Genomic DNA, 11,639 nt, shown 5'->3' on the forward strand with positions numbered 1-11,639 from the left:
TGCACCCCAGCGTCCGACGGATGTCCGGCCGCTGATGGCGGCTGTTGCAGCCGCAGGTATGGCTGAACAGCCTGCCCCCTTCGTCTCGGAAGATCGCGCCGCCGCTGCGGCCATCGAAAGCGCGCCATCGCCGGAAAGTCGTTTTGACCAACTCTCGTTGCGCGGCTCCATCGATGCGGCCCCGGCCGTGACGCAGACAGACGCGTCAGCTCAGGACCCTGTCGTCGAGACGGCGACTTTCGAACCCGTTGAGGAGCTTGCGCCGGAAGAGACACATGGCGATAGCGGCCTCTCGCTCAACCTGATTTCCGCCGCTGCCGGTGCGCAGATTGCCCGGTCGTTCAGCGAACTGGCGGAGGTTTTCGATGGCGTCGAGCGGCGCTCGATCGAAGATATGGCTGCGGAGATGCTGCGCCCGATGTTGCAGGACTGGCTGGAAGACAATCTGCCGACGCTTGTTGAACGTCTGGTGCGTGAGGAAATCGAGCGGGTGGCGCGCGGTTCGCGCCGCTGAGTCCCGGTCTGCGCATCTGCAATTGCTGCTGATGCGATGAAACAGCGGCCGCTCCGGCAACGGGGCGGCTTTTTTGTTGAAGATGAAGGTGTTATGGGGTCATAGTCATCAGTGGGTCCGCTCAATGGTCGGCCAGCGGGTGGGTTTCTGTTGACTCTCTCCCGTCCATCCTTATTTAAAAAATCCACACAAGAACTCTAAAATTCAGGTCAGGAAATGCTCGAAAAGACCTACGATTCCGCCTCCGTCGAACCGAAAATTGCCAAAGCCTGGGACGAGGCTAACGCTTTTCGTGCCGGCGCCAACGCAAAACCGGGTGCGGAAACCTTCACCATCGTTATTCCGCCGCCGAATGTGACCGGCTCCCTGCATATGGGCCACGCGCTCAACAACACGCTGCAGGATATTCTGGTCCGCTTCGAGCGCATGCGCGGCAAGGACGTGCTGTGGCAGCCGGGCATGGACCATGCCGGCATCGCCACGCAGATGGTCGTCGAGCGCAAGCTGATGGAACAGCAGCTTCCCGGCCGCCGCGATATGGGCCGTGAGGCTTTCGTGGAAAAGGTCTGGGAGTGGAAGGCTGAGTCCGGCGGCCTGATCTTCAACCAGTTGAAACGTCTCGGCGCGTCCTGTGACTGGTCGCGCGAACGCTTCACCATGGATGAAGGTCTCTCCGAAGCCGTTCTCGAAGTTTTCGTCACGCTCTACAAGCAGGGCCTGATCTACAAGGACAAGCGCCTCGTCAACTGGGATCCGAAGCTGCTGACGGCGATTTCCGACATGGAAGTCGAGCAGATAGAGATGAAGGGCAATCTCTGGCACCTGCGTTACCCGCTGGAAAAGGGCGTCACGTATCAATATCCCGTCGCTTTCGATGAAGAGGGCAAGCCCACCGAGTTCGAGACCCGCGATTACATCGTCGTGGCGACGACCCGTCCTGAAACCATGCTTGGCGATACCGGCATTGCCGTGAACCCGGAAGACGAGCGTTACAAGGGTATCGTCGGTAAGCATGTCATCCTGCCGATCGTCGGACGTAGGATCCCGATCGTTGCCGACGATTATGCCGATCCGACCGCCGGTACGGGTGCGGTCAAGATCACGCCCGCGCATGATTTCAACGATTTCGAAGTCGGTAAGCGTTGTGGCCTGCGTGCCATCAACGTCATGAATATCGACGGCACGATCACCATCAAGGAGAACGAGGATTTTCTCGAAGGTCTCAGCCATCCCGCAGCGTTGCATGGCGCGTGGGACCGTCTGGAAGGGCAGGATCGCTTTGCCGCGCGCAAGATCATCGTCGAAATCTTCGAGGAAGCCGGTCTTCTCGACAAGATCGAGCCGCACAAGCACGTGGTGCCGCATGGCGACCGTGGCGGCGTGCCGATCGAGCCGCGCCTGACCGACCAATGGTGGGTGGACAACAAGACGCTGGCCCAGCCGGCGATCGCCTCGGTTCGTGAAGGCCGCACCAATTTTGTGCCGAAGAACTGGGAAAACACCTATTTCCAGTGGATGGAGAACATCCAGCCCTGGTGCATCTCGCGGCAATTGTGGTGGGGACACCAGATTCCGGCATGGTATGGCCCCGACGGGCAGGTCTTCGTTGAGAAGACCGAAGAAGAGGCGCTTCAGGCGGCCATCCAGCACTACATTGCGCATGAAGGCCCGTGGAAGGCCTGGGTTGAGGAGAAGCTTGAGAACTTCGCTCCCGGCGAAATCCTGACGCGCGACGAAGACGTGCTCGACACGTGGTTCTCGTCGGCGCTCTGGCCGTTCTCGACGCTCGGCTGGCCCGAGCAGACGCCGGAACTGGCGCGTTATTACCCGACCAACGTGCTGGTCACCGGTTTCGATATTATCCCGTTCTGGGTGGTGCGGATGATGCAGATGGGCCTGCATTTCATGAAGGACGATGCCGGCAATCCGGTCGAGCCCTTCAGCACGGTCTACATCCACGCGCTGGTTCGTGACAAGAACGGCCAGAAGATGTCGAAGTCCAAGGGCAACGTCATCGACCCGCTGGAGCTGATCGACGAATATGGCGCGGATGCGCTGCGGTTCACGCTGGCCATCATGGCGGCGCAGGGTCGCGACGTGAAGCTCGATCCGGCGCGTATTGCAGGGTATCGTAACTTCGGCACCAAGCTGTGGAATGCCACGCGCTTTGCCGAAATGAACGGCGTCAAGCGCGATCCGCATTTCATTGCCGAGACGGCGTCGCTGACCATCAACCGCTGGATCCTGACCGAGCTGGCCAATACGGCGCGCGACGTGACGGCGGCGCTCGAAGCCTTCCGCTTCAACGACGCGTCAGGCATTCTCTATCGCTTTGTCTGGAACCAGTTCTGCGATTGGTATCTGGAGTTGCTGAAGCCGGTCTTCGGCGGTGAAGACGAGCAGGCGAAGGCAGAATCGCAGGCCTGCGCGGCCTACGTGCTTGATGAAATCTACAAGCTGCTGCATCCGTTCATGCCCTTCATGACGGAAGAGCTGTGGGCCCATACCGCGGGCGAGGGCGTGGAGCGCGACAACCTGTTGTGCCTCACCGATTGGCCGGAGCCGGAATTCCGCGACGATGCTGCAGCCGCCGAAATCAACTGGCTGATCGACCTCGTGTCCGGCATCCGTTCGGCTCGCGCCGAGATGAATGTGCCGCCCGGCGCAACCGCCTCTCTCGTTGTTGTGGGCGCGAACACATCCACGGAAGCGCGGCTTGATCGCCATGCCGCCGCCATACGGCGTCTTGCCCGGGCCGACGAAATCCGCGCTGCCGACGTCGCACCGAAGGGCTCGGCGCAGATCATCGTCGGTGAAGCAACGGTCTGCCTGCCGCTCGGCAACCTGGTGGATCTGGCTGCTGAACAGGCGCGGCTCGAAAAGGCCATCGGCAAGGTGGATGCGGAAATGGAACGCATCGACAAGAAGCTCTCGAACGAGAAATTTGTGGCCAATGCCGATCCGGACGTCGTCGCCGCCGAGCGTGAGCGAAAGGCGGAGCTGGACGTTCAGCTGACGAGCCTTCGAACGGCCCTGAAGCGCGTTAGCGAAGCCGGCTGATCCTCGCCATCATAAACAAGCACGACAAATGCAAGCGCCCCGCATCAAGCGGGGCGCTTTTGCGTTTTGCCAACTCCTGGAATGTTGCGCCGCAGCGTCGAATCGTCACCTGTACATGGCAGGCCAATTTCAAGGGCAGGCCACGAAAATCATCGCTGGGAAGCGAAATAAGCCAATAAAAACGGTCCCATAACGGGGTTTTTTAGCGAAACTTTCGACTGTGGTTATTTGGCGACAATTCCGGTGATGCGTAGTCGATTGTTTCATTTCGCGACGGGATTATCCCAAGGGATTAGAAAAATAACCTAAAATGAGTAATTCAAGGCTTACTTATGAAATTCTTACGTAAAATATGAGGCAGTGTCGCAGAACTGTGCCACTGTGCTGAAGATTGTCATTTGCCTCAAAGCCCTTCACTCTTTTGATGATCACATTGCCTTGATTGGGGAGAGAGATGGCAAAAACTGCAATTTTTCGCGGCGCGGTATGTTTCGCAGTCAGCATTGCGGCGGTAACGCCTTCACTGGCCGGCGGTCTTGAGCGCGGCGGTTATAATATCGATCTGCTGTTCGATCCGTCCGATTACGTACTGGACAGTTCCGCAACCTTCGTCGCGCCGCAGCGCAAGGTTGAGAATGCACGGGACAATCCCAACAAGAGCCCGACCAGCCCGGTTCCGATCCCGCTGCCATCCAGCTGGAGCACGACCGCCGATGATGGCGAAAATTACTGGACGACGCGCGTTGGCGCCAAGGCGGCTATCGGTGATTTCGGCGACTGCATGTTCGATTATTCGCAGCCGTGGGGTGCGGATCTCAATCCGGGCATCTGGCAGGGCTCCAGCTACAATATCGAAACCAAGGTTAAGTCGCATAATTACGCAACGACTTGCCGCGTGAAGTTCGATCTGGGCAAGGGCGATTTCTCGATCATTGGCGGCGGTTTCTATCAGGAACTGAGCGGCTACAAATATCGTCAGGTCGTTTCGCCCATCGCACTGGCTGCAAATGGCATCCCGACGTCGATCTATAACGGCATCGGCAAGCTGGACATGGAAGGCGATGGCTGGGGCTGGCGCGCCGGCGTGGCCTACGAAATTCCTGAAATCGCGTTCCGCACGAGCCTTGTTTACAACAGCGCCGTGGACGTCGATCTGACGGGTAACGTCAATCTGACCAATCTGCCGATCGGCCTTAACCCGATTTCAGGCCGCATCACGCCCGTCTACGGCAGTGTGTCCATGCCTGATAGCATCGAGTGGAAGGTACAGTCGGGGATTGCGCCCGGCTGGCTCGCTTTCGGTTCGGTGAAGTGGACGGACTGGAGCCAGATCCAGACGATCCCATTCTGCGCCATCGGTTCGCCCACCTGCGTTGCGGGAACGCCGAGCGCCATCAATACGCTCGACCTCTTCTATCGTGACGGCTGGACGATCTCCGGCGGTATTGGCCACAAGTTCAACGAACAGTGGAGCGGCGCCGTCAGCCTGACGTGGGATCGCGGCACTTCGACTGTCATCGGCACGCAGACCGACACCTGGATGCTTGGCACGCAGCTCGTTTATTCGCCCAACAAGAACGTCGAGTTCAAGATTGCCGGTGCGCTCGGTTTGCTGACCTCCGGCAGCTCGTCCATTGGCGGTGCCCCTTGCGGTCCGCTCGGCGCACGTTGCGGCGATGAAGCAGGTTACTCCTTCGGCAACGATCTCGTTGCAGCCATCTCGACCGGCGTGAAGGTCAAGTTCTGAAGGCTTTCAACGTAAGTTGCTAAAATAAAGGTCCGGTTTACCAACCGGACCTTTTTTCATGCGCGACCTGTCATTTCTGTCAGATAAAAGTTTCTGGCCCGGGAGTTTTGTGACGATTTGGCAACACTTTTCTGCAAGCGTGTGGTCGCGTTGGAATGTGAGCATATCTGTCCATTTCCCGCCACAAACAGAGTGCTTGGCTGATGTTTAGAGGCGCGGGAATGAAAGAACATGCGGGCGTTTGATGTGGGCCTGTGGAGTTGCAAAAAGTGAAAACGGGTTTGGATTCAGGGTTTAAGCAAGTAACACGGGAAATTGGCCCGGCTTTCTTGTTTGACACTGGTCGGCGGGCGGGGAAATGCCGTGATATTGCCGGAAATTATGCCTATACCTGTCTTGACGAGAATTTGGAGCAATGACCGCAGATGACCACCGGTGGTGCGCTGGAAAGTGCTGCCGGGGAGGCGCAGTGTGTTCGAAAAATCGCGGCCCGGCGGGGTTCATATTCCGCAAAGATTGGCGTCATGCCGGGAAGAGTGAGAGAAGTTCGCTGAAATGCTGAAATGTGAAGCCAACGTTTTAAAGCCGCTCTTCATGGGCATGTTGCTTGCGTCGCTCGCAATGCCGGTTCTGGCTTTTGACATCAATGCGGGCGTGACGAAGGAGTCTGGTCCTTTCGACCTGTTCAAGTTCGGGTTCAAGGCCTACAAGAACGGCAACAAGGACGAAGCCGTCGAGGCTTATCGTTATGCGGCCGAGAAGGGCCATACCGGTTCGCGCTGGGCGCTTGCCAATATGTATGCCTATGGCGACGGCGTCGCCAAGAATGATTTCGAAGCTTTCAAGATTTACAGCGAAATTGCCAGCCAGGGCGTAGAGCCTGGGTCGGAAGACACCGGCTTTTTCGTCAATGCGCTGCTGTCTCTGGCCGATTATTACCGCCACGGTATTCCCGGAAGCCCCGTCAAAATGGACCTTTCACAGGCGCGGCAGCTTTATTTTCAGGTCGCCTCCACCTTTGGCGTCGCGGAAGCGCAGTTCCGGCTGGCGGAGATGATCCTCGCCGGTGAGGGCGGTCGCGCGGATGTGCAGCAGGCCAAGAAGTGGCTTAACCAGGCCCGCAAGCACGGCCATGCCGGCGCCATGTCGATCTTCGGCAATCTGATCTTCCAGGAAGGCCAGACGACGCAGGGGCTCGCCTTCATGACGGCGGCGCTCGACAAATGCACGGCGGCGGACTGTACCTGGATTCAGAACCTGCAGGAGCAGGCATTTTCGCTCGCTGGCGAGAATGACCGCCGGGCTGCGATCGCGCTTGCGCAGAACATGCAGTTCAACGACCCGGATTGAGCGGGTCGATCAGGCGTTTTCTTTCGCGTGCCGCGAGCCGGTCAGTTGGCCGGACTAAAATCGAAATAACCGCAAACCGGGACGTGGTCGGACGGTTTTTCCCAGCCACGAACGTGTTTTTCGATGCTGACGGTTTCCAGCCTGTCGGCCGCTTCCGCTGACAGCATCAGATGATCGATGCGGATACCGTTGTTTTTCGGCCATGCGCCGGCCTGATAATCCCAGAAGGAATAAAGTCCTGCTTCATCGGTGGTCGCGCGCGCGGCGTCGGTCAGGCCGAGGTTTTCGAGTTTGCGGAAGGCTTCTCGGGTCTTCGGCAGAAACAAGGCGTCGCCTTCCCACACGCGTGGGTCGTGGCAATCGAATGGTTCGGGGATTACGTTGTAATCTCCGGCGAGAATGAGCGGCTCTTCGAGCGCCAGCCTGTCCTCGGCAAAACGCCGCAGGCGCTCCATCCAGGCAAGCTTGTAGGGATATTTGACCGGATCGTCAGGCGGGTTGCCGTTCGGCAGGTAAAGCGAGCAGACGCGGATCGCGCCCCCTTCGACGGAAAACACGCCTTCGATGAACCGCGCCTGCTCGTCGGCATCATCGCCCGGCAGGCCACGATTGACCTCATCGGGTTTGACTTTGGAGAGCAGGGCGACGCCGTTGAAGCCTTTTTGGCCATGGGTCTCGATGTGATAACCAAGCGCCTCAATCTCCAGCCGGGGAAATCCCTCGTCGACCGACTTGATTTCCTGAAGGCAGACGATGTCAGGTGACGAATCCTTCAGCCACTGGCAGAGGTTTTCGATACGCGCCTTGACGCCATTGATGTTCCAGGTGGCAATCTTCATCGGAGTTTCCCTTTTGTGGAGGTACTTTTACCCGATGGAAAAGCGAATGCCACCGTTTTTGAAAAACGGTGGCGAGGATGTGGTGGATAGATATCGTCAGATCGAGAAGCTGGTGCCACAGCCGCAGCTTGCCACGGCATTGGGGTTCTTGATCTGGAAAGACTGGCCCAGCAGATTGTCGACGAAGTCGATTTCCGAGCCGGCCATATAGACGACCGAAAGGCTGTCGATCAGCACCTTGGCGTCGCCGCGGGCGATCACGATGTCGTCATCGGCCGGGTTTTCGGCCAGGTCGAACTTGTAGGAGAAGCCCGAGCAGCCGCCGCCTTCGACGGAGACGCGCAGCGCCTGTTTGCCGGCGTCGGCCGCAACAATCTGCGCGATTCGTTTTGCTGCCGCTTCCGAAAGGGTAATGTCGCTGTTTTCCATGTCGTTCCTCCTGCCGGGGTCAAGAACCGGAGAGCAATAATCTCGATGTCACTATTATAAACCGGTCAAATTAACGGTCTATAGCCTGCGTAAGGGGGTCTGCACGACGATGATGCTTTGCGCTGACCTCTGCGATAGGTATGAAGGGTGAATGAAAAGGTCAATGGCCGGGAGCAAAAGGACGTCGCGGCCTTGGAAAGTTACAGGTGGATGCATGATCATAGACCAGCGCGCATTGGGTTTCGGAAGTGGGGAGAGGGCGGTCTTCGCCTCGGATCCATGGACGACGCGCGGACGTCTTTTTCCCGAAGAGGGAAGCCTGACGCGTTCCGAGTTCCAGCGGGACCGTGACCGGATCGTCCACACGACAGCCTTTCGCCGCCTGAAGCACAAAACGCAGGTCTTCATCAGCCCCGATGGCGACCATTATCGCACGCGGCTCACCCACACCATCGAGGTGGCGCAGATCGCCCGCGCGCTCGCCCGTGCGCTGAAGCTGGATGAGGATCTGGCCGAGGGCGTGGCGCTGGTGCATGATTTCGGCCACACGCCCTTCGGCCATACCGGCGAAGACGCGCTGGATGCGGTGTTGCTGCCCTATGGCGGCTTCGACCATAACGCCCAGTCGCTGCGCATCGTCACCAAGCTGGAGCGCCGTTATGCCGAATATGACGGCATCAACCTGACCTGGGAAACGCTGGAAGGCCTCGTCAAGCACAATGGCCCGCTGGTGAATGCGGAGGGCGAGGGCATAAAAGGTCCGGTTCCGCTGCCCATCCTCGAATATTGCCAGCTGCAGGATCTCGAGATCGGCAGCTATGCCAGCCTCGAGGCGCAGGTGGCGGCGATTGCCGACGACATCGCCTATAATACCCATGACATCGATGACGGTCTGCGTGCCGGTTATCTCACCTTTGAAATGCTGGAGGAGGTGCCATTCCTCAGCGGCTTGATGGCGCAGGTGCGCGCGAAATATCCTGTTCTCGACAAGGAACGGTTCGCCAACGAGATCATGCGGCGGCAGATCACCCACATGGTTGAGGATGTGATCGGCGTGGCGCAGCAGAATCTCGCCCGGCTGAAGCCGCAGCGGGCTGCCGACATCAGGGCCGCGGATTTTACTGTCGCGACCTTCTCGCCCGAGATGGCCGAGACGGACCGGCAGATCAAGAAGCTGCTCTTTGCCCATATCTACCGGCACCCGGACATCATGCGCATCCGCGCCGGCGCCACGCAGATCGTCACCGATCTTTTCCACCGTTATATGGAGACGCCGGCGGAAATGCAGAGCCACTACTGGGTGGACAGCATTTCCGGCATGAGCGTTGCGGCAAAGGCGCGGCATGTGGGCGACTATCTGGCGGGCATGACCGACAGTTATGCACTGCGCGCCCACCAGCGGCTGTTTGACCGCACCCCCGATTTGAGATAGGGCAGCGGGCGATCGCGAAGCCCGACCGGCTAATATACCGGACATGAACAGAAGCCCTTCGCGCAGGTTGGAACGATGAACATTTTTGCCGATTTCGATACCAGGATCAAAAACGCGCTCGAGACGCTCGACCTCGTGAAAGAGAACCGTGAAAAGGTCGATTTCAGTCGAATTACCGTCGAATCCCCACGCGATCTCAGCCACGGCGATGTCGCGACCAATGCAGCCATGGTGCTCGCCAAGCCGCTCGGCACCAATCCGCGGGCGCTGGCCGAACTCATCGTGCCGGCGCTTCAGGCGGATGGCGATGTCGATAGCGTCAATGTCGCCGGTCCCGGCTTCATCAATCTCAAGGTTTCGGTCGGTTACTGGCAGCGCCTTCTCGCTGACATGATCGGGCAGGGCATCGATTTCGGCCGCTCCACTGTCGGTGCCGGCCAGAAGATCAACGTCGAATATGTCTCGGCCAACCCGACCGGCCCGATGCATGTCGGCCATTGCCGTGGCGCCGTTGTGGGCGACACGCTGGCGAACCTGCTCGCCTTTGCGGGTTATGGCGTTACCAAGGAATATTACATCAACGATGCCGGCTCGCAGATCGATGTGCTGGCCCGCTCCGTGTTCCTGCGTTATCGCGAGGCGCTGGGCGAGGATATCGGCACCATTCCGTCCGGTCTCTATCCGGGTGACTATCTCGTTCCGGTTGGACAGGCGCTCGCGGATGAATATGGCATCAAGCTGCGCACCATGCCTGAAGAAAAATGGATGCCGATCGTCAAGGACAAGGCCATCGACGCGATGATGGCGATGATCCGCGAGGATCTGGCGCTTCTCAACGTCCGGCACGACGTGTTTTTCTCGGAGCGCACGCTGCATGAGGGCAATGGCGGGCCGATCCTCTCGGCGATCAACGACCTCACCTTCAAGGGCCATGTCTACAAGGGCACGCTGCCGCCGCCGAAGGGCGAATTGCCTGATGACTGGGAAGACCGCGAACAGACCCTGTTTCGCTCCACCGAGGTGGGCGACGACATGGACCGTGCGCTGATGAAGTCGGATGGTTCCTACACCTATTTCGCCGCCGACGTCGCCTATTTCAAGAACAAGTTCGACCGTGGTTTTTCCGAGATGATCTATGTGCTCGGCGCCGACCACGGCGGTTACGTCAAGCGTCTGGAAGCGGTTGCGCGCGCCGTCTCCGAAGGCAAGTCCAAGCTGACGGTTCTTCTGTGCCAGCTCGTCAAGCTGTTCCGTGACGGCGAGCCGGTGAAGATGTCGAAACGCTCCGGCGACTTCGTCACGCTGCGCGATGTTGTCGACGAAGTCGGTCGCGATCCCGTGCGATTCATGATGCTTTACCGGAAGAATTCCGAGCCGCTGGACTTCGATTTCGCGAAAGTGACCGAACAATCGAAGGATAATCCAGTATTTTATGTGCAATATGCGCACGCTCGCTGCATGTCGATCTTCCGGCAGGCGCAGGAGGCGTTTCCGGGCTTGTCCCCATCGGCGGAAGACATGGCAAGGTCCGTTTCTTTAATCAGCGATATCAATGAGTTGCAGCTGGTTGCTAAGCTTGCCGAATATCCGCGTCTGATCGAATCTGCGGCCCTTGCTCACGAGCCGCACAGGCTTGCATTTTACCTCTATGATCTGGCCAGCTCCTTCCACGGACACTGGAACAAGGGCAAAGACAATCCGGAATTACGTTTTATTAACGATAAAAACCGAGAATTAAGCATTGCCAGACTCGGGCTGGTGAATGCTGTCGCAAATGTTTTGAGGTCCGGCCTCACGCTTTTAGGAGCGGACGCACCTGCTGAAATGCGATAACATCTCACCATTATTTGCTCACAATACGCTGGCAAGAGCTGCAATGCGTAGATGGTGGAACACGTAATGGTCGAAAAAAATGTCGCGTATAACCGGGACACCCGGTCCGAAGGGTTCGCTGACAACGATCCTCTGGCAGAGCTGGCGCGGATCGTCGGCTTTGAAGATCGTCCTTCGCATGCGGGTTCCGACGCTGCGCCACGCGCTGTTTCGCCGGCTACCCGCCGCGAACCCGAATTCAATCTTGAGGACGAGCTGCTTCGGGAGTTTGAGGTTTATGATGCGCCGCACGCCGATCCGGTCGTTCTCGATCCGGCAAACGATGTCCGTGCGGGCATTCATCCCAACGATTTCATGCAGCGCGTCGAGCAGGTGTTTGCCCGCCGCGAGCCGGAGCTTGCGCCGGTTGCCGAGCCAGAAGCCGCTGCCGCGCCT

General features: G+C 58.6%; 8 protein-coding genes and 1 pseudogene. 7 read left to right on the forward strand and 2 right to left on the reverse strand.

Annotated features, from left to right (window positions below):
* From ACUTJJ_RS22520 to exoR, 4 genes are all read left to right on the forward strand, one after another.
* The coding region (locus tag ACUTJJ_RS22520) for a PopZ family protein (RefSeq protein ID WP_445543487.1) at positions 1 to 514 on the forward strand (514 nt) is incomplete at its 5' end.
* Between the two features lie 216 nt (positions 515 to 730).
* Positions 731 to 3,574: a valine--tRNA ligase gene (locus tag ACUTJJ_RS22525; protein WP_209088144.1), complete on the forward strand. Its 2,844-nt coding sequence runs from the start codon at positions 731 to 733 to the stop codon at positions 3,572 to 3,574.
* A gap of 454 nt (positions 3,575 to 4,028) precedes the next feature.
* Entirely contained in the window at positions 4,029 to 5,321 is a 1,293-nt protein-coding gene (locus ACUTJJ_RS22530; protein ID WP_063948839.1) for an outer membrane protein transport protein, read from the forward strand.
* A gap of 555 nt (positions 5,322 to 5,876) precedes the next feature.
* Entirely contained in the window at positions 5,877 to 6,671 is a 795-nt protein-coding gene (exoR, locus tag ACUTJJ_RS22535) for an exopolysaccharide production regulator ExoR (RefSeq protein WP_063948840.1), read from the forward strand.
* A gap of 41 nt (positions 6,672 to 6,712) precedes the next feature.
* On the opposite strand, the gene xth is transcribed toward exoR, so the two are convergent.
* Together xth and erpA are read right to left on the reverse strand one after the other, a co-directional pair.
* Positions 6,713 to 7,510: an exodeoxyribonuclease III gene (gene xth / locus ACUTJJ_RS22540; RefSeq protein WP_063948841.1), complete on the reverse strand. Its 798-nt coding sequence runs from the start codon at positions 7,508 to 7,510 to the stop codon at positions 6,713 to 6,715.
* A gap of 96 nt (positions 7,511 to 7,606) precedes the next feature.
* Positions 7,607 to 7,939: an iron-sulfur cluster insertion protein ErpA gene (gene erpA, locus ACUTJJ_RS22545; RefSeq protein WP_022556278.1), complete on the reverse strand. Its 333-nt coding sequence runs from the start codon at positions 7,937 to 7,939 to the stop codon at positions 7,607 to 7,609.
* 214 nt (positions 7,940 to 8,153) lie between these two features.
* Here erpA and ACUTJJ_RS22550 point away from each other — a divergent pair, with 214 nt between their 5' ends.
* The 3 genes and pseudogenes from ACUTJJ_RS22550 to ACUTJJ_RS22560 all read left to right on the forward strand — a co-directional run.
* Entirely contained in the window at positions 8,154 to 9,371 is a 1,218-nt protein-coding gene (locus tag ACUTJJ_RS22550) for a deoxyguanosinetriphosphate triphosphohydrolase (RefSeq protein ID WP_445543488.1), read from the forward strand.
* Between the two features lie 75 nt (positions 9,372 to 9,446).
* A complete protein-coding gene (gene argS / locus ACUTJJ_RS22555) occupies positions 9,447 to 11,204 on the forward strand; it encodes an arginine--tRNA ligase (protein ID WP_445543489.1) in 1,758 nt (585 codons plus the stop codon).
* Positions 11,205 to 11,270: 66 nt separating this feature from the next.
* Positions 11,271 to 11,639, forward strand: a pseudogene (locus tag ACUTJJ_RS22560) (SPOR domain-containing protein); the annotation flags it as partial.

The organism is Agrobacterium sp. DKPNP3, from assembly GCF_052686535.1.